We start from the raw sequence: 21129 nt of genomic DNA, 5'->3' as shown, positions 1-21129 counted from the left end.
CCATAATTTTTGAGCTAACTAACGTTACCGCTAATTCCTGGTTATTTTCTATTTTTCTGGGCTATACATTAGGGTTTTGTTCCCTGGCAAATGATAGTATTATCACTCGCAAAACCTTATTTTTATGACAGTCAATTAAATAATCTCAAACCGTTATGGAATACAACATCACTCCAGCCCAGGAGAAAATCTCACTCTATATAGGCTTATACAAGGACCTTTTACTTGGAAAGACAGAAAAAAATTATAACGAACTATACAAATGGAGAGCGGTAAAAACTTTCAGGGAACATTGGGACCCTGATGCTCAAAGCATATCATCAATGTTGGAGAAATGTTTCACTCCAGCGAGTAATTTGACGGTTGGTATGAATTTCTATCCCGTAGTGATGCTTCGTGAGTTGAGTGAATTCGACAATGAAAAGGTCAGAAGCGTTCTAAAATATTTGATTGATGAGTCTATTAGCCTTGAAGAGCGGATGGTTAATACCGAAATAAAATTTGATGAACTCCTGGAAGCACAAAACGTACATAGACAGAAGAAGGCAAATAATCATTTTGTCGATGCCCGATTTATGGCAGTAATGTTGTATTTCGTTTATCCCGACAAGTATTACTTGTACAAGTTTTCGATGTTTAAAAAGTTTTGCTTGTTATTTTCTTTACCAGTACCTAAAATGGGCTTAGATACTAACTACAAAGACTTTTGTATGCTCTGCGATTCTGTGAGAGATTTATTACAGAATGATGAGGAGCTAATTAAGATTAAGAAGTCGCTCCTTGACGAAAATTGCTATTATGACAATTCCCTTCATCTCCTAACTCAAGACTTCATTTTTGCCTGTTCGAATTATCTTTCAAATGAGTCAGCTGATGATGTTGGAAATAAATTGTCCAGCTCGAACGGTACTCTTGTATCAGAACCTGGTTATATATATGGAAATACTGATGCCATCCACTATTGGCTGTTAGCCCCAGGAGCCGGTGCGCAGATGTGGGAGGACTTTCAGACCAACGGCATCGCGGCTATTGGATGGGGAGAGATGGGAGATCTTTTGACATACTCGAATCGCGATGAGATGGCCAATATGTTACAACAGAAATATCCAGCAACCAAAGGAAATCAAAGACATAATACATTGGCTCTTTGGAGTTTTTCAAGAGACATGAAAAAAGGAGACTATGTTATTGCAAAAAAAGGAACCACAGACTATTTAGGATATGGGATCGTAACTGGTGATTATGAACATCTTCCATCAGAGGGTAGATTTCCCAATCAGAGGAGGGTTAACTGGATAAAAACAGGGGTTTGGCCTGCTATTGACAATCCTATTGTCACGAAGACGCTTACTGATATTACGAAGTACCCAAGCTACGTTGAAAGGCTTAAAAAACTCTTAGGAATCCTTGAAAGCGATCTAGACGAAAAAATTGTCAACTACTGGTGGCTTAACGCCAGTCCAAAATATTGGAAAATAACCGATTTCGAAATCGGTCAGGAACAATCATACACAACATATAATGAAAAAGGGAATAAGCGAAGAATTTACGAGCATTTTAAGGAACTACAACCAGGCGATTTAATTGTCGGGTACGAGTCTTCGCCGACCCTTAAAGTAGTAGCCACAATGGAAGCTACAAAAGGTGTTCATATAGACGACGATGACGGCCTGGAAAAAGTGTCTTTTAGACTGACCAAATTTTTTGCAAAGCCAGTTGCCTGGGCGGATCTGTCAAAAATCGAGGAATTACAGAATTGTGATGTCTTAAAAAATAATCAGGGCAGTCTGTTTAGACTTAAGCTTACGGAGTTCGACGCAATAGTAAAAGCGTCTTCGATCGTGGAAACAGTTTTATTAGAACAATACAATGTGGATAGTGCACGGAATGAAATATTTATTCACAGAGATGGATTGGATACGATAATTCGTCTGCTGGAAAAAAAGAAAAACATTCTATTACAGGGTCCACCAGGCGTCGGGAAGACGTTTTTAGCGAAACGCTTAGCCTATTTGTGGATGGAAGAAAAAGATCAGGATAAAATTGAAACGGTTCAGTTTCACCAATCTTACTCCTATGAGGACTTCATGCAGGGGTTTCGGCCAACTGAGGAAGGCAGATTTAAATTATTGAACGGTGTTTTTTACAGGTTTTGCAAAAAGGCCATGCGCAGTCCTAATGAAGATTTCTTTTTCATAATTGATGAAATCAATCGGGGCAACCTGAGTAAAATATTTGGTGAACTGATGATGTTGATGGAAAGTGACAAAAGGGGTGAGGAATTTTCTATTCCCTTAATTTATTCGCCGGATACTGCTAGTCATTTCTATATTCCACATAATCTCTATATCATTGGGACAATGAATACTGCTGATCGTTCGTTGGCTTTAGTGGATTACGCACTACGCAGGCGGTTTGCTTTTATCGAGATAACCCCTTCATTTGAAGATGAATTTGTTAATTATCTTGAAGATAAAAGAGTAAGTCGTCCAATAATTAAAAAAATTATTAACCGGGTTACCTCCCTGAACTCAGTTATCCAAAATGATCGAAATCTTGGAAAAGGCTTTCTTATTGGTCATAGCTATTTTTGTCATCCTCCAGCTGATGTAGATTTTGACAGATGGTACAATGACATTGTTGAATTCGAATTAGCTCCAATTTTAAGGGAATACTGGTTTGACGACCTATTAAAAGCAGAGGAGCAGATTCAAATGCTAACGGCATGACAATCCCAATTCAAAATATCTATTATCTACTTTGCTATGCATGGAATAAAATGCAGGAGAAAGATATTGTGAACGTAAACGACTCGGACTATGATCAGTTACCAGATCTTTTAACCAAAGTTTTGATTACTGGATGTAATCGTTTAATTAAGCAAGGATTTGATAGGAATTACAAGGAGAAAACAGAAGTTTATGCTGGCATTAAAGGTAAGCTGGATTTCAACGAATCTATTAAGACGCAGGCATTCACCTTTGGAAAAAGTGTGTGCAGTTTCGATGAATTTAGTCACGATATTCTCTCTAATCAATTGCTTAAAGGAACTTTGCTACTATTGTGTAAAGTGAAGAAGCTGGATAATGAACATAAAAGCCAGTTATGCAAAACAATTAGCCATTTTCATGGTGTCTCAGATTTTCTTCCCACTGTTTCTGATTTTCACCGAGTCCAGATACACCGGAATAATAGCTTTTATGATTTTCTTTTGAAGGTATGTAAGATCATTATTCAACACCTATCACTCGATGAGAAGACTGGAAACTATAAATTCCGCGATTTATTACGTGATCAGTCAACCATGCAATCTTTATTCGAAAAGTTCGTTTACAACTTTTATTTAATCAGACAGAGCTACTTCAAAGTTAAAAGTGAAACATTTCATTGGAACGCAGTGCCGGTTAATCAGAGCAAAACAGAGTATATGCCTGCAATGCGTACAGATATTTCGCTTACGTCCAAAGATCGAAAAATTGTTTTGGATACAAAATATTATGGTGAGTCTTTAACCATGAATCAATACAACAGTTTAAAATTTCATTCGAGTAACCTCTATCAGATCTATTCGTATCTGAAAAATCTTGAACATGTCGCGGAACCGATTACAAATAAAAGTGCGACTGGAATACTACTATACCCTACAACGAGCGTAGAATTAAACGAGACCTTCCTTATAGACAATCACTATGTTTCTGTTTGTACTGTTAATCTCGCAACTGACTGGCATCGAATAGAGGAAAGATTGCTCGGGCTATTAGCGAATAGTAAATTCTAGTTCAACATACAGCCCTTACTATCTGCAATTATGACAGAAACGCATTTCAATATCTTGCTGTATATGATATCAGGGAAGATACATCCGATATGTATGGTGATGCACGAGAGATTCATCTCGTCCCCCGGGTTCATTCCTGATTCGGATTAAATAAGGACCAATGTAAAAAGGAGATCTGCCGCCAGGACTTGTAATAACTTAGAAATGTGGGTGAGTGAAATGTCGATAAAGGCGACATGCGGCTATCGTCGGTGCTGCCCGATGGATGAGCGGCTCATCGCAGGCCAAAAGTAAAAATCAAATCTGGTGCGATACAACAGAAATTCAAATGGATCGTTCAATTAGTACATTTTGAATACGTCACTATGAAAATCGAGCACATCACCAACAGTCTGATTCTTTTTCAAGAAGAACTGGCAAAACAATTACAGGGTTGCACCGAATTCCAAATTGCTTCTGTCTTTATTGGAGCACCCGGTATCGATCTGCTCGAGTCTTGTTTACAAAGCAACAAATCACTACGGGAATGTCGTCTGCTGGTAGGCATGTACGGTAGTTTTAACTCTAAAAAAGATCTTTCGCGGTTGTTAAAACTTGTGCAAAAGTATCCTTTTAAGCTTCAGGTGAACGTGTCACGAAATCAATCAATGCATTGGAAATATTACAATTTTAAGATGCCTTTCTCCCGAGTAATATTTATTGGCTCTGCAAATATGACCTCCGGTGGATTAGGAAACAATAGTGAATTGATGTTAAAGCTTTCTTGCAGATCAAAAAAAGACTCATCTTTCGATAAGTTAGCCACCTCTTTTAACAAAGTATGGGAGCAAAGTACATCGTTAAGCGCATTTCCATTACAGCAATATAAGGAGGTGGCCAGAACGTCGTTACGCAGCTCAGTGCATGACGCTGTCAGGAATTTCTTTCAAACCAAGACTGCTCCAATAAAGGGAATAGATCGTGCTAATCGCTCTGTGTGCGTAACTTATCTAACGACCGACTTAAAAAATAGCACGAGTCAAAGTGTAGTTGGCTATAATTCCAGATGGGCCACGAAGAATTTTTTTGTATGTCAAGATAAAACACATTTTGAGAAATGTTTGAAAGCCGGAAGAATTCTCATAATATGGAAATATTCGCCGACCCGACATTCTTTTTTTTGGGCAGCCATGACAGATTCATTGAATACGATAGCCACTTCAGAAGGTAAATATTTTATTGCCTACAAAACGTTAGGAAGCGAAATTCGATTGACTCCAGCAAAGCAAATAATTCTTGCTGAAAAATTTGGTATTAATCTTCGCGCAAGAAAAAATATTTTCAAAGGGAAACTTTTGAAAGAAGAGGAGGCAAATCAATTTATGAAGCTTTTCTAAAATCCACTAATCATTTTAAAGCAAAACTTAGTTTTTACAGAGACGTTTAGAAACCTTTACAGATGTAATACAATTTTCATGAGTGCAAGCTCTACTATCCCAAAGTTGATGGAAACGCTACGTCCTATTCACATCCGTGATGCAGCAAACGGGTTAAATTGCAAATGTGTCTGGTATGAATCTAGTCAAAAACTGGAGGCCGTTCAAGGTACGAGAGATTGGTATTTTAGGCACTATAATAAATTCGGTCGCTTTACTAACGGAGAAACGGCTTTGCATGAGTTAGCTTAGCAGATATTGTTTGAAAATATCTTAATTAGTATGAACAAACAACAAATAAGTTACACTGCTCTTAAGAAAGAAGCAGTTGTGGGTTCATCCCGTTCTGACGTAATGGTAACACGGTGACAAAAATTATGATACAGCGGTACGATAAGGGACTCAACTCCAAAAGCAATGGCCGGCGGTCCGAATGGATGGAATAAGCAACGCAAGACTGAAGCAGAAATTCAATCTGCGAAGTCTTGTATAAACCACATTTGTACCATACTGCAAAATTTATATCTTTAGCCTTTCCAGCTCCATTATTCCTTCGAATTCCATTCAATTTATCGACCCCCAAAACCGAAATAGTCAACTGTTTTATGGACCTTATCCGTTGTTTCCGCAGAAAGAGCATTCTGCTACTCTCATTCCTGTGCCTGTTATTAATCGTTCGCCATGACGCTACCGCGCAATTCCAGCAGGTGTATCTCGATGCAGATGAGTCGAACGAAGTTGTAAAAACCTCCTTTTATTCTGCTAATGAAGGATTCGTCGCCTTCAAGCGTTGGATAGGCTATACGACCGATGGCGGAAATTCGTTTCGAGAAACAACAATCGGTTTACATAATGTGGATCTTGGCTTGCAGCCGGTTAGCCTTCCCTGGGCAACCAAAGGCGTAAAAGCGTTTGACCGGAACAATGTGCTGCTTTACGGCGAGTGGGATGGAGTGCCATCTATGCTTATGTCTGCAGACGGTGGCAATACGTTCAAAATGGTTTTTTACTCAAGGCTCAACCTTCTGCACTTCAACAATGGTATCACAGACCTGGTGTTTCCTCAAAACGGTAACGTGGGTTATGCAGTGGATCAGGACCGGGTTTTCAAAACGACGAACAAAGGTCAAAATTGGAGCCTCATTTATACTTCGGTAGGCAGCGAGTTTCATTCGATAGCCGCAGGTTCGGATAACGACCTGTTTGTTTATTCGGCGAAGAAAATGATGAAAAGCACCAATGCCGGGGTTAGCTGGACACAAATACAGCTACCCCCGGGAGACGTCAATACCGCACATTTCATAAGCCCACTGAAGGGTCGGGTGAGTGTTCGCCAGGATCAAAGGTCTGATTTATTTTATACATCAGATGGCGGAGCAAGCTGGCAACAAAAAAGTCTGCAGAACCTGCATTTCAGCGAGGTTAAATTTCTTGATGATCAAACAGGCTATGGTTTAGCCGGCCTCGGTATTTACAAAACTACGGACTCGGGAAGAGTCTGGGAAGCTTTTGCGCATAGCTCACCGGGTCTCGAAAGAGGGGGAGAATACAACACCATCGGTAACTTTGGCCAAAATCAATTCTGGGCGGGCACGTCGAAGGGATTGCTTGAAAGCTCTACCAATGCAGGCGGTACCACGATACCTGCAGCCATTTATACTATTGACACAACAGGTGCAGCCAGTAGCAACAAAGTAAATCTTATAAATCATTCCAAACAAGGCTATCAATATAAATGGTTTCGCAATGGTCAACTCATTAGTACCGCTTACCATGCACAATACACGCTGACTCCATTGAAGTTTGTAGATACGATTCAACTTGTCGTAACAAATGGCACATACACCAGTGACAGCGCTATGCAGCTTGTAAATTTCAGTCCTGTCATTATTGAGTCTTTTTCACCAGCAGAAGCAGCCGATGGAGAAACCGTGGTAATCAGGGGACGGAACTTCTGGAATCCCAATTACGTGATGTTTGGCGGCACCCGGGCTTTGCGTTTTACCTATGTGTCTGACAGTGAAATTCATGCCGTGGTGTGGGGAGGAACAAGCGGCGCCATCAAGGTCAGCGCCTATGCGGGGGATGCCTATAAACCAGGTTTCATGTACAACGCAGCTCCCAGCAAGAACATAGACTTCTCAATCTCAGATACTATTCTTTGCAAGTCTGAGCGTGTGCAGATCAGGCTTGTAAATTCTGAACCGAAGGTTAATTATATCCTTGTGGACAAAGATCAGAAACCGCTTGGTGCCGTAACGGGTAACGGTGGTGAAGCCGTGATCCGTTCCACACCGATAACTGAAACCGGCCTCTATTATATCCTGATTTCAAAGCCCGGTATAGGCAGAACTGATTATCTCAACAAGACCGTCCCGATCAGGGTGGAAAAGACCCGGTCGATCATTGGTGCTGATCGCATCAACATTGAAGCAGGTGATCCGATAAATTTTGTTCAGCAATCTAAAGAAGCCGTTACATACAACTGGACTTTCCATGACGGTGCCAGCGTGGCAACATATAACGGTCCTGCACCACCGCCGATCAGTTATTCGGCAACCGGTGTAAAGACGGCTACTTTGATCAGTGTTAGTGCCGAAGGCTGCCGTGATACTGCTTTGCTGGATGCCGTAACGGTTTATGACAAAACATTGTTAAGCGATGGTTGTTATGCCCAGACTGTTTATGACAAGGATATAAGTGGAGCCTATGAGTCAACAAGTCTCGTCAGCGCTGCACCAATGCCCGATGGCGGACATATTCTCAGGGGCTGGGGTAATGCCCTTGTATTGCCAAGCCGTGCTGGATCAACCAGGTTAACGCCCGAAAAAAATATAGCTTATGTTGCCAGGTATAATGCTGCCGGGGTCTTGTTGTGGCAGGCACATCAAGGCAAGAATGGGAATATTTTTGCTTTAGCAGTTGATAAAGACGGAAATATCTATGTGGCAGGGACGTTGAAAATACATGATTACTTTTATTTTAACAACGGAGATTCACTCCGGATTGGTCACAATGGCGAGCAGTTCGTTGATTTTGATGAGCGGGAAAATGCATATATCCTGAAGCTGAATCCGGATGGGAAATACCTTTGGCACACAAATCTTTATAACACTCTCCGTGAACACCAGGGTTATTCGGTCAATGATATCATTCCAAAAACTATCAGGATACAGGATAATAAGATCATTCTTACAGGGGATTATCAATATCAACTCAATTACTCCAGGAACGGGGTGCGGAAGGAGTTGAGAGGTGGTGGCTATACTGTTGATCACAAAACATTTATCCTTCAGCTGGACACCGATGGATATTTTAAATGGGGAATGTACTGGGATGTTCCTGAAGGACATCAAATCAGGGATGTGAAAATTGATAAGGCAGGGAATCTTTTAGTGTCAGGCATATATGAAAGTGATATGACTATCAGGGACGTTGGCGACAGATATACCTACAACGTAGAGCGCCCGGATCTTTATAATATAGGTACTTACATCTTTAAGTTTGACAATGCAGGTAAGTTTTTATGGAAAACTATTTTGAAACAACAGGTTGCTATTAATTCACTCAGCCTGGATGATAACGGTAATGTGTATGCGCTTGGTTCCCTGGTGTGGTATAACGAGTTGAATGCCTTTGAAATTACTGAAGAAGATGGATCAAAAAGATCGTTAACGCCGGGCGGATCGTTTATATTGAAATTCGATCAGAACGGTCATTATCTTTGGTCGGTTGGAAAAGTAGGGGAGGTTTTATTTAGCTCACTGCATTCGAGCTTCATAAAAAACAATGCGATTTATTTTACATTTAGTGTTGCTGGTGGTGATCTTAGCCAGGTTGCATTCGGCATGTTATCCCGAAACGGACAATCTACAGTGTCTTCTGCAAGTGAGACGGAGTTTGTAGTTGCGAGGTATTCACTTGATGGCAACCTGGAAAGACTGTATCATAGCGGCATAAACGCTGGTGGGCGGGTAGAGCCAGAAGGATTGTATATTGACCAGGCGGATAATATTGTAATAACTGGTGTACTCCGTCCTGGGTTTGAGAGTACGCGGATACATAATTTATTTGGGAATACGGTGTCTGCCCGGGGTTTAGATGGTTTCGTAGTTAAACTGAAAAACGATCTCTGTTATACCGGAAGTGCACCTATTGCAGATGCGGGTCCGGACCAGGTTGCCTGTTCAAATGAACCGGTAGTTATTGGGACTACAGCTTCGCAGGACCAGCATACCTGGGTATCGTCCGAAGATCCCCTGGCATATTTCACCGGGCGACCTGTTGTTAATCCATCGGTGTCGGCTACTTACTATCTTTATGTTACAAACAATACCGGTTTAACCGCAGTTGATAGTATGCGGATAAACGTGAGTGCTATACCACAAATTGAAGCAGGGGAGTCAAAGAGTATCTGCGCTAACTTGCCGGTAGATCTTGGCGGACCTGCTGTAGAAGGAGTAAACTACTCCTGGACATCTATCCCGGAAGGCCTGATTACGACAAACGCCTCTCATACTGTTCGGCCATCGGTGACCACTTCCTATATTCTATCGGCGAGTAACCAGTTCGGTTGTTCAACAAAGGATACGGTGAAACTTACTGTTGAAGATTATTTTTTGATGTCACTTGAAATAAAAGGTCCCCAGGCGGCTTGCCGGGGTATTGAAAATATTTACACTGCAGAAATTATAAATGCCGGTGATAGCGCAAAATTTTTCTGGACAATCAACGGAAAACCGGTTGGTGACAATTCGAAGATTTTGAAATATAAGGACTTTAAAGAGAACGACAGGCTGGAGGTGATGGTAGTACCTTCATTATCCTGTGCATTTCCACAAACTGGTACCAGTACCATGACTTTTATTCATATGACTGAAGGCAAAAAGCCTAATGCTTTTATGCTGCCAATGGACAACAATGTTTGTGTGAATCAGCCCGTGTCTTTCTACGTTGATGAAACTAACCAGGTCAAAGATATTTCTTATGAATGGAGAAGAAATGGTGCTACGGTGGGAGAAGATAATCGTGCATACTTACTTAACAATCCTATTGATGGAGATAAGGTTTTTGCCATTGTGACTGCTTCGAATGGCTGCGGCGGCAGGTCTTCCGATACAACCGAAACAGTGACTCTCACCGTTGGATCGCTAAACCCTGTCCTCGGTATCGCAGGAACCAACACTGTTGTAAAAGGACAATCATCTACGATTATTGCTTCGATAACTGGTGCAGGGAATGCTCATACTGTGCGTTGGGAAGATAGCACCAGTGCGCACGGTTGGGCGGTGATTACCGGTGCAGCAACATATTCATGGAACTATACACCAGCGAAAACCGGCGATCGCCTGCGATTTGTTGTTACCGTATCGGATCAATGTGCGGGTACTGTACAAAAAGTAAGTGCAGCAATAACTTTTACCGTTAATGCAGTCACGGCTATCCATTCGGATCCTGTAGCTGAATATGGGGTAAGCATATTCCCTAACCCAGCATCTGATGTATTATATTTGCGGAATCTGAGTCTCTCGGATAAATGGCAGAGCTTAAGTATCACAGGGATGGATGGGAAGCGGATAATTATTGAAAAAGACATCAGGGGAGTTACCCAACTGGATATGGCTGTAACATCAATACCTTCGGGAATGTATATGCTCGTGCTGACTGGTAAATCGGGGAAGAGGGCATATTATAAAGTGATATTGAGAAGGTAGATTGTCATTCGGTGCCATGCAAGCAGATTTAGACCGTAAACACCCGGCTTACCTGGCCTTCTGTGCTGACCTTTTAGATGTGGTTATCGAAATCGGATCCGAAGCAAAATTTCCAACATAATTATTCCCAGCCGCATTAAGGGGATGTAGCAGGAGATTAGACTTCTACTTTAAGTTCTCATCTTATCAAAACACTACTCCCCAGCAACCTCTTTTTCCTCAGATCAAATAACCTGATAAACAAGTTGCCTGGTGTGATATTTAACAGGCTGATCCTGTATGAGGACTGTCCTTCCAGGGTTTGCATTTTAACAGGTCTGCCAGTTGCATCAAATACCTGCAGCGAATACCTGCCGCCAGTTTGTACTCCCTCGATGATAAAGTAATTGCTCGCCGGGTTCGGATATGTCCTGATCACCGATGCAGGGTTATCGGGGTCTGTAATGACGGTGACAGTAAGTTTGGTGATTTTTATGCTGTCTATAGCCGTCTGTGAGCTGGTGCAGGTTTCAGACGATCGCATGCGTACATAAACCCAGTTTTCACCAGCTTTAAGCTGGGTTGAGAACAAGGTCGCAGTATTAATATTGTTCTCAACGCGAAACGCAGGATCAAATTTAGAATTCAATGCAAATGTAAATGTCGCAGCGCTTCCGCCGGCAGCGGCATTATTGGCACTCAATAGAATAGGCCGGTAGCTTTCATCAACTGCAGTAGAGGTGGAAGTGATTTTTACAATTGGTGTTAATGCCGCCGTTACAATAAACTGCTGATTGAGTTCAGAAGCACTGGCGTTGAGCACAAACTTTACCTTGATAGCGTGAAGCCCTGCAATCAATCCCGAAACGTTAAAGCTGAAGCGTCCATTTGCGCCTACTGCCACGGGTTTATCATCGATGGTTACTACAATGGTGGCACCAGGTACGGACCCGTGGTTAGCGATCTGCAGGCTCTGGATACCTAGGTTCCCGCAATACGGGCTTTGCAGTCCTGTTAATTCGGGATTGGGTAAATTTAATGGTGGCATATCCGCCAGGATAGTGGTTGCCGTATTTGTGATTATGGGTGGATTGAAATCAAAATAAATACTGGCGCGATTGCTGATCTGATCGCCGGGTTTTAGCGTTGATTTAGGCCTGATTGAAAACAGGATATAGCCATGACTCGCTTTTTCATTGGTGTTGCTGTCGGGCAGAAAGATGTTTGAAAATTTCCATTCCAGATGCTTGCCATTTTTCGTCAGCAGGCGATAGGGATGGCTGGCATCTATCATTCTCAGGGAATTCCAGTCAAGATTTTCATGCAGGGTGTCCCGTATAACAACATTAAAAGCAGTATCGGTTCCTGTGTTTTGAAAACGGATCCGGTAGATCATGCCCTCACCGGTAATACCCGTGGCGGCATATTTGCCACCATGAAATTCCATTTTGTCGTTCGGATCGTATGCACCTCTCGCAACCTGTTTTAATAAAACAGTATTATTACCCGGGCTTTCATCCTTCACCGAATGATTAATATCGGCTTTTGAAATGATAGTGTCACCATTGGCAACTGCAGGAGGTGCATTCAACCTGGTCATCAGGCTGATATATCCTGAATCCATTGGGTTTAGTGCGCCCATGTTCCATGTTAGGGTGTCTCCTCTCACAACCGATGCTGCAGGGCTGGTTGAAAGAATCTGCACCCTCCGGTCTTTGATATAGGTTATAGTGGTATTGCTGGTGATCGTTGTGCCGAGGCTTTTGTATTTGAGTATATATTGCATATCGAAGCCCGGTCGCGCGAACGAGAGTGACGCAAGTGAGAGTTCAAGATCCGCCCTGGAAACATCAGGTCTCAGCGCAATCTTTATCGAATCAATATTATTGTAAGTAGTGAAACTAAATCTTGATGGTGGTTGCGTGACGGTATAGTGAGGAAGATCCGGCAGAAAAGTCAATACGTAATCGCCGGTATCAAGAATCGCTTCGAAGCGATTACGGAATGCATAATTATTTTCTATCGGTGCCTGGGCACTGGATTTTTGAATCTGCAGTTTGCCATAGTTGAAATTCTTTTCGCCGGTGTCCTGTATCCCGTTTTGATTGGCATCTATATAAGCGTTGGCAAAAACAGTATTACGCATACCAAGCTGAACAAGCCATCCGTCGGTGACCCCAATACGGGTCTTTTTGAAAACATTGTTGAAGTTTGATTGTGTAATAAGATAGATCTTGTTGTCGTGTGTGTTGATAATATTTTCAACAGTGCCGATGTTGTATGATTCGTGCCCCAGGTAGCTATTATAAAATCGGCCATCAGGATGAATACTTGTTACCAATAGCACATGGCCATATACGTTATCTGAGATATCACCGTCTCTTGAATAGGTTGATCCCCCGGCGACGATGATCCCGGTTGGGGTGATAGCTAAGGATTTGAATTCGTCAGCAGCGGTTCCGCCGATTGACTGATGCGAGATAAAGTTTCCGTTCTGACCAAACCTGCAAATCAATGCATCGCTGATGGTTGACGTGTCTCTGAAGATCTTCCCTGCAATAATAAGATTACCATCTTTGTCTTCTGCGAGATTGTTGAACCGGTGAGGCTGACTGGTGGTGTTCATTGATGACTGCCACTTGATCGTTCCATCGCCAGCCATTTTTATCAGGAGGCCTTTTTCTGCGAGGTATGGTGGCCTTATTTCATTTGTGCTGGCGCCGGATATCACATAGTTTCCGTCGGCAGTTTTCATAAATGCAGTGGCTTCATTCCGGCCAGTATTCGTAATGATTTTTTTCGAGATAAAATTTCCGTTTCTGTCAAGCCTGGTAAGTATGACCTGCAACTGGCCTGAAGCGTTCAAAATATCGCCATCGGGTGAGTCGGCGTTGCAAAGTATCAAAAGGTCTCCGTTGGGTTCTTGCTGGATTCCTATTGCACGATCATCGCCGGTTCCCCCGATGATTTTTTCCCAGGAAGTTGTTCCTCCGGGTAAAGATTTTACAATGCGGATATCGAAATCGGATCTGCCGTTCGCGCGCGAAACGCTTATAAATCCCGCAGACACAAAACCAAGGTCTGGGGTCTGAATAAACGCCGCTGCGGTATTTGTATTTTGACGGGTGGCGGAAGGAATCTCGAACGAATTCAGCAGTTCCATGTTCGGGCTGAATTTTGAGATTCGCCACCTTACAAAACCATCCATGTTGCTGAAATGTGTATACAAAGTGTAATAATTGTTTCCATCACCGCGGATAGTGCGGAATGGACCCCAATTTTGCCCCGATCCTCCGAATGAGAACTCTGACTTGATCCCCAGCGGCTGGCCAATGGACGGCTGGAGCAAGAGTATTGAAAATGTTATTGAAAAAATTATGCGGAAAAAGGCTGCTGTGCATGATGTTGAACCAGCAGTTTTCAGTTTGGGGCTTACAGAATAATTCATGACCGTCGACAGGTTTAGGATTGCGTTTCAGTTTTGAGTGAACAGAGTCGATCGGGGGAGATTCTGAGGATGGAATTGAGGGGCAAATTAAGGGCTGGTCGGGAAACTGCAAACTAAAAACTGAACTTTATCTCAGCTGATAGGTGGTGATGAAGCCAGGCTTACCGCCGTGGGTACCAGTCATTCATTACGCCGTATCTCGCCAAAAATGAGAGGTCTGAGCTGGATCAGTTATGCCAGCGATTACAAAACTTCCATCTGCGAGTTCCAGGACTTCGGTTGCTATCTTATGCCAGGAGGCATCATACAGATCAACGGACCATACTTGCCTGCCATTTAAATCAGTCCTTGCGGGCAATTTAATTCGCTCATCATCGGAATACCAATCAGCAATCGGATTATTTAGCCTGTGAGAGGTTTTGCGCTGTAAAATGAATAAGGAAGTTTAGTTTTAAGTATTCTTATAGCACCTCCCCCTGATTTTCTTTTAATCTATTTAATTGCTTTTTATGAAACTCCTCTTATTATTCAGCATCAGCTTTATCCTCCTAATAAATAGTGTCGCCAACGCTCAGACTGGTAAATGGGAAACTTTATTTGATGGCGGTTCAACCAGCAAATTGCGTGGTTATCAGATGGACAGTTTTCCCGCTAAAGCCTGGAAAGTTGAGAATGGCGCCCTCGTTACACAAACCGGTGTTCCCAATATTGATCTTGTCACGAAAGAACCTTATAAAGATTTCGAGCTGGTTTTCGATTGGAAAGTATCTAAAGCCGGGAACAGCGGTATATTCTTTCACATGAAGGAAACTCTGGCCCACCAATCAGATAATGGCAATAGCCCTAACTGGCTTGATAATTTTGAAATGCAGCTTTTGGATGATATTGGGTTTAACGACACGGCTGCTATACGTTCTGCCGGATCACTGTATGATCTTATTGTTCCACAACACAAAAAATTGAAACCCGTTGGTGAGTATAATACAGCAAAGCTGATTGTAAAAGGCAATCATGTTGAGCATTGGCTCAACGGCAACAAAGTTGTGGAATACGAAATGGGCTCACCTGAAATAACAGCGCTGATTGCAAAAAGTAAATATGGCGAAAATCCGAATTTTGGCAAATCGACCGATGGGCTGATCATGTTCCAGCATCATGGTGAAAAAGTCTGGCTTAAAAATATAAAAGTAAGAAGACTATGATTGGGTAATAAATAATCCGTTCCATGTATCAAAAAGTAGTCGCCAGTAAAATCATCAGGTTCCCAAACTTAATATGACGGATACGAAAGCTGGGCCTGTATAAGCTTATGTTATCTCGTATATGCGCTTAAATGAATCGAGGTATTGCTGCCGGTCGTTAAGGCCATTCACGCCTCCGTTAATCCTCTTTGTCACCATTACAATATCATCTTTATCTGCAAAGGTGTTGAGGTTTCGTTTTTGCCAAAACCAGCAGGCAGAAGCTAATGCAAATTCAGGATCAAGCAGCAGGTCAGGATTTTTGACACAGTCAACACCATAATCCTTGGCAAACTGTTGATAATTATCTTTTCCCGTAAGTTGAATCAAACCCCTTCCTCTGAATCTCCAGCCGTCGCCACTAGCCTCATTACCATTTCCCATTCTATCAGCATAAACCCTATTAGCTATCTTTTCAGGTTTGCGGGCATACAATGCGGCAATGTCATTGGTCTTAAAATATTTTCCAAAAACACTTCGTAAACCTTGCGCTGAGTAGTTCAGGTTTTCAGCAGAGAATTTAAGTCCGCCACTTTCATGCGCAACCTGCGCCAGGAAATGCGCCTTACGAAGCGGCGTATCCAAATTAAATTTTGGTAATACGGTAGTGATATGCGGAATGTACGTTTGCGCTTTTTCCCAATTCATCATTGGAAGAACCGTCTTCATTTGTTCGGTTGATAGCATATTTTTAAGTTTTAGGTTTGGATGATGGTAGCAGATATTTGCAGGCTAATCCGAAGCTTTTTGAAGCAATTGATTTTTAATAATTAACACCGTATCAGACTAATCGTAAACATTGAGCTACAAATGATTTTATAGTTATGTACTAAAAAATTGTTACAAAGTGTATTTAAATCTAATATAAACAATTTCAGATATAATACTTATTTGGTTCTCAGCCAGGCTCGATTAGTTTCCTTTTAATAAACCTGGCGCGACATGAAACCCACCTACTAACTATCACCTTCTTGCCGGCTTCTCTCCGTTACAAATGAAACTGTTACTTCAGCAACACCAGCTTCATCATCTACTATCAGCGTACATTTATGCTCTCCTGCCGCGGGTGCTGTAACCCATCCATCAATACCCGTTTGTATTTCACTTCCATCAATCAACCACCTGGATCTTTTCCGTTCAGCATGTTCGACTGTATCCAAAGTTATAGAACCCCAAAGTCTTAATGGTTGTCCTTCGAAAAAGACACTATCATTTATCGGATGCATGATACTTACAATCGGAACCATTCTTGGTAAATCAACTGGCTTTGAAATAAATGTAGTGGTATGAAAACCATCATGAGCGAGTAAAGCAAATAGCACCTCTCCACTTGGCAATCCTGCCAGGTCAAATTTAAATTCCAGGCCTTTGATATAAACACCCACACTGTTCCACGACTTTCCCTGGTCCTTTGAAAACTGCATTGAAAAGTCAGTATCATCTTGCCGCGATTCGCCCAGTTCCCACCTGGCATGTCCTTCATTTCCATGCCGATTTACTTCGAATCTTAATATTCGCGGTTTCGAAGCCGGTGCTTCCCTGCTCCATACTTCCTCAACCTCTGCACGGCCGCTGTTGTCGCTATCTTCTTTTGACTTTGTGATCGCCGGCTTTTTCGTAATGCTAAGTTTCGCTCCATCTTCAACATCAGCCAGCAGCGCCTAGAAAACAAATGGTCCGCGTGAATCGAGCGAACTGGTTAAAGACTATTGAATTAACAGGCAAACAACTGGTACATGCCTATTCCAGGAAATTCAACACTGATTTATTATGTAGCATTCCACAAAAAAGCTGCCTCAAATTTGAGGCAGCCCCTTTGACTAATATGAAGTTTGAATCTATTTGGTAAGAGTAACCGTTAGCCTGCTGCTGAAATAAGTGTTGTAACCATATAGTGTAACATAATAGGTGCCTGATCCGGGACTGTTTAATGTGTACACTTCATCCTCGCGGTTAGGGTTAACACCTGCGAAATCTGCGGTCCAGGAATATGCAGGTGTATAAGATGGCGGCTTAGGGCCGTTGACTATTGGCGCGGAACCTTTGCGTACAAACATGTCAGCAGTGTTACGATAGGCTGTCGCATTTTCCGAGGTCCTTACTACCATTGTTTTTACGCCAGACGGCAGTGTAAACGAAATCGTTTTCTTTTCGTACGCATCACCTGAAAGGACCTGGTCGATCAATGTCTGCGTGGTTGGTGTGACAGTGCCTGTGCTGCCGCCTGTAGAACCGCCGGTGGAGCCGGTAGAAGATCCACTGGAAACAAGGCTTCCGTTGACCAATAACTTGGGTACGTTGTTTTGCACGCTCACCTTTACCGTGTTAGTAGAAGATGTGTTCGTGAAAAAGGACTTCGGGATTGTGCCGGAGTAAGTGTTGGTTTTGATGGTCCACATTGAACCTGAGAGTGTATACCACTTGTGAGTATAACTGTAAGGAACACCCGAAGAGACATTTACCCTTATCTCCGTTGAGGCAGATTTGCCATCGATCAGAAGATCTTTAATTTCATTGAAATTACTGCTGGTTTTGCTCAGGTCTTCGGACAATGCGGTGATTCCGAGTGTCTGGTCAATCAATTCGTCAATATCTTCATTCAGTTCAGACACTTTTTCGCAGGAGGAAATACCAATGGTGGCGAAGAGGAGCACGGCAAGACATGCCCTGGTAAGGTAGGTTGTTTTCATGTTGGGTAGGGTACTTTTTTCCACAAATATATCAGACGGATTTCAAATTTGCAATAGCATGAGCATTTATGCATGTTCGTGAGTATGTATGAGGAATTTGTTTTAGCAGGGCACCAATTATAAGCAAGCTCCCATAGCTGGCCGGGAATCAGCAGATCAACACGTAACCGAACCTCAGGACTTGTTATTGACGTGTAGCCTGGCAGGAACAGGCGATTCCAAAGGAATGTCGAAAGTGGACTATCGTACATAACGCTATGTACTTTCTGATTCAATCAATAAACAATTTTTACGCTTGCATCCGGTAAATCATTCCAGGAGGCCGAAGTGCCCTGACCAGGAAACCACCAGATATACAAACTACCGTAATTGTACATCCCTGCATTATCCGGACTTCTTTCTTCAATCCAGTAATGGTATTCATAATCTCCGTCATTTCTATATAGCAGTACTTCTTTCCATTCACTGATTCCACTTCTTTGCACAAAAATTTTAAAAACCTTGTTTGAGGGTATCAGCGAATATAATTTTTCAATTTCCCATCCGCAGTACCAGGGACAGATCATATTGACACCATTGAAAACAATTTCTGTTGGGTATAATGACAGCTTTCCGACGATAACTGAGGTTGTGTCTTTATCTGATTTAGCAGATCGGGCATCCGCAACAGTTAATTCAAACGAATAAACCCCTTCTTCCAGGTTGCTCAATTTTGTTCGTAGTGAATCTTTGTTTTCCAGGGAGTAGGAAGCGGGCCCGGACACTTTTGTCCATTTTACGCTCACTTCATTTGACGGTCTGTTATGGCCGCTATACCAATAGCTGCCTTGTAAGATGATTTCATTTGCAGGCAATTCCAGCATTTGATCATGGCCGGCAGAAGCCGTCCACCAGGCAGAATCGTTTACCGGGTTATTGTTTTTTCGTGGATCAGCAGGTGCAGGAGGTTCGTTGATATAACTTGCCTGATCGGCTTTCTTGCATGAATTGGAAATTTCAGTAATGAAAATCAACGATGCCAGGAGGAACGGTATTTTTTTCATAGTGATAAACTTTACATTGTGTGAGTGGGTTGCTAATTGCAAGAACAGCTTTGCCGGCGATGCCGATTGGCTTCGTAACGGGCAGTGCCCAGTGCGTAAAAGCAGGATGGTCAACCTCTTCAATTAATAAAAAAATGAAATGAAAGCTTCTGTTTAAAACATGAGGGTTCAATAATAAATCATCATATCTGCCGCACCTGTTTCTTCAGCATTTGACCACACATAAAGGTTAGAACTATCAATCGCGAAAGAATACAGTGCATTTTCTGAGCCGGGGGCGCCCTCTTTTAACGCCTCAGTCCAGGTACCTGGAATTCCGGCACTAATCATAACTGAAATGTTACTACCAACCGGCAAGAAGCTATAAATATTTTTTATTGTTAACACCGCGCCCCACATCAGCGTGCCATTTGGGCCTTCAGAGTTCCAATAAACATTTTTAAATGATTGCTTCGGTGTTGGAAGCTCTCCGACGGTAACAGTCACGGTATCTACATCCGTGAAGCCCTTTCCATCAATAATCGTTAACTCAAATTGGTATAGACCTCGGATCAGATCACTAACAGTTGGCTTGAATGATTCCGGCTCGTCGATTTTATAAACAGCTGGCCCGGAGATTTTTAGCCACATGCAGCGTTCAACACCATTTTTATGAATTGTCGCGGAACCATACAGTTTGCATGATGCAGCGGGCGGTACTACGTAAACATCAGGGCCTGCATTCGCCGTTGGCAGCTTATCGGTTTCCCGAGGTTGTGCACCAGTTAGCCTGGCGGCGATCGGTCCACCTGTGTCTTTTTTACAAGCAGTGGTTGATAAAATGGCAAACACGATTGCAAATAATTGGATAGATGTTTTCATCCTACAGGATTTTGCGATGATTCTATGAGTTGTGTTCGCGATTTTGCAAGAGTTTGCGATCATTCTGCAAGACCTTGCGATGATTCTATACGATGTGTTGCTGATTCTGCAAGACGTTTCGATGATTCTATGCGATGTGTTCATGTTTCCATAACAGGTCGCGAAGATTTTACAAGAGGCGCACATGATTCTACGTATTAAAGCATTTAATGGGGAATCCGATTGTCAGCCGTATCCTTTTTTCCGAAAAATTTTCTTGACCGTTATTCCGGTTTCCAGACGATATCTGTTCTAATGATGAGGCGCGCTTCAGCATTCCCATGATTTTATCTTTAGTCATTCTCTGGCAACGCACGGAATTGATTGTGGAATACATAGTTCCCTATCTTAATCCCCTGGCCTTCACCTTCGAACACTGCCTTGCGAAAATGGTAACCCACATAAATTCTCGACAAACAATTATCCCTTGATGCCTGCGAAAGGCTTGTATAATGGCGTATTACATTTGGCAACGTCGTACTTGTCTGGTCAACATCTATTTTATCGGAACCAAAGAAGAGACGAAGTACTTCCGATGCGGCTCCTCCAAATGCACCGTGGGCAGAAGGATAATCGGGTAAGGGCGGCGTATTTGTGTTCAACGCCGGATCAACATTCGGGATATCTGTCCAACTGGGTAGCCATGCAGCATCGCCGGGTGTATTGTCATTACCGTCACTGTCCCCCTCGCGAATAGCTGTTTCCGGTCTCCAATAGAAATAATGATATTTCGCTTCCAGGCAACCAGTTATGCCATCAGCCATCGCCGTATGCAATAAGGCAAATAGCCGGGCTGTTTTCCATGCATCCAGGTTTTTATATTTTAAGATGTTCCTTGCCATACGGTTCCAACCAATATTTGCGCGTTCAACCCAAAACCCACCAATCTCTGTTTCATCTGCAGAGCGGGTATGGGCTACC

13 protein-coding genes are annotated in these 21129 nt (G+C 42.5%); 6 read left to right on the top strand and 7 right to left on the bottom strand.

The window, feature by feature from the left end; all coding sequences use genetic code 11:
* Positions 1-155 precede the first annotated feature (155 nt).
* The 4 genes from ACX0G7_RS10145 (at position 156) to ACX0G7_RS10130 (ending at position 10907) form a co-directional block, all read left to right on the top strand.
* Positions 156-2729, top strand: coding sequence for an AAA family ATPase (locus tag ACX0G7_RS10145; RefSeq protein WP_458923348.1), 2574 nt, complete (start codon positions 156-158; stop codon positions 2727-2729).
* A complete protein-coding gene (mcrC, locus tag ACX0G7_RS10140) occupies positions 2726-3778 on the top strand; it encodes a 5-methylcytosine-specific restriction endonuclease system specificity protein McrC (RefSeq protein ID WP_458923347.1) in 1053 nt (350 codons plus the stop codon). Before ACX0G7_RS10145 ends, mcrC begins: the two co-directional genes overlap by 4 nt.
* Before the next feature lie 365 nt (positions 3779-4143).
* Positions 4144-5154: a phospholipase D-like domain-containing protein gene (locus ACX0G7_RS10135; protein ID WP_458923346.1), complete on the top strand. Its 1011-nt coding sequence runs from the start codon at positions 4144-4146 to the stop codon at positions 5152-5154.
* A gap of 644 nt (positions 5155-5798) precedes the next feature.
* The gene (locus ACX0G7_RS10130) at positions 5799-10907 is read left to right on the top strand and encodes a T9SS type A sorting domain-containing protein (RefSeq protein WP_458923345.1); all 5109 of its coding nucleotides are present in this window, start codon (positions 5799-5801) and stop codon (positions 10905-10907) included.
* Positions 10908-11085: 178 nt separating this feature from the next.
* Here ACX0G7_RS10130 and ACX0G7_RS10125 read toward each other — a convergent pair whose 3' ends face one another.
* On the bottom strand, positions 11086-14334 hold the full coding sequence (locus ACX0G7_RS10125) for a T9SS type A sorting domain-containing protein (RefSeq protein WP_458923344.1): 3249 nt from the start codon (positions 14332-14334) through the stop codon (positions 11086-11088).
* Positions 14335-14542: 208 nt separating this feature from the next.
* Here ACX0G7_RS10125 and ACX0G7_RS10120 point away from each other — a divergent pair, with 208 nt between their 5' ends.
* Both ACX0G7_RS10120 and ACX0G7_RS10115 read left to right on the top strand, forming a co-directional pair.
* Positions 14543-14674 (top strand): hypothetical protein, encoded by a 132-nt coding sequence (locus ACX0G7_RS10120; protein WP_458923343.1) that lies wholly within the window; start codon positions 14543-14545, stop codon positions 14672-14674.
* A gap of 169 nt (positions 14675-14843) precedes the next feature.
* Complete coding sequence (locus ACX0G7_RS10115) at positions 14844-15536, top strand: 3-keto-disaccharide hydrolase (RefSeq protein ID WP_458923342.1); 693 nt, start codon at positions 14844-14846, stop codon at positions 15534-15536.
* 105 nt (positions 15537-15641) lie between these two features.
* Here the strand turns inward: ACX0G7_RS10115 and ACX0G7_RS10110 are convergent, their stop codons facing one another.
* The 6 genes from ACX0G7_RS10110 to ACX0G7_RS10085 all read right to left on the bottom strand — a co-directional run.
* Positions 15642-16262, bottom strand: coding sequence for a glycoside hydrolase family 19 protein (locus ACX0G7_RS10110; RefSeq protein ID WP_458923341.1), 621 nt, complete (start codon positions 16260-16262; stop codon positions 15642-15644).
* Between the two features lie 269 nt (positions 16263-16531).
* Positions 16532-16999 (bottom strand): hypothetical protein, encoded by a 468-nt coding sequence (locus ACX0G7_RS10105; protein WP_458923340.1) that lies wholly within the window; start codon positions 16997-16999, stop codon positions 16532-16534.
* Positions 17000-17413: 414 nt separating this feature from the next.
* Positions 17414-18265, bottom strand: coding sequence for a hypothetical protein (locus ACX0G7_RS10100; RefSeq protein WP_458923339.1), 852 nt, complete (start codon positions 18263-18265; stop codon positions 17414-17416).
* A gap of 275 nt (positions 18266-18540) precedes the next feature.
* Complete coding sequence (locus tag ACX0G7_RS10095) at positions 18541-19308, bottom strand: PKD domain-containing protein (RefSeq protein ID WP_458923338.1); 768 nt, start codon at positions 19306-19308, stop codon at positions 18541-18543.
* 168 nt (positions 19309-19476) lie between these two features.
* Positions 19477-20169, bottom strand: a complete 693-nt coding sequence (locus ACX0G7_RS10090) for a PKD domain-containing protein (protein ID WP_458923337.1) — start codon at positions 20167-20169, stop codon at positions 19477-19479.
* A 332-nt stretch (positions 20170-20501) separates the two neighbouring features.
* Positions 20502-21129, bottom strand: a 628-nt coding sequence (locus ACX0G7_RS10085; protein WP_458923336.1) for a vanadium-dependent haloperoxidase, incomplete at its 5' end; no start/stop codon positions are given.

Source organism: Flavitalea antarctica (assembly GCF_054461535.1).
The sequence above is the reverse complement of the archived record's forward strand: the minus strand, read 5'-3'. Positions and strand labels throughout refer to the sequence as shown.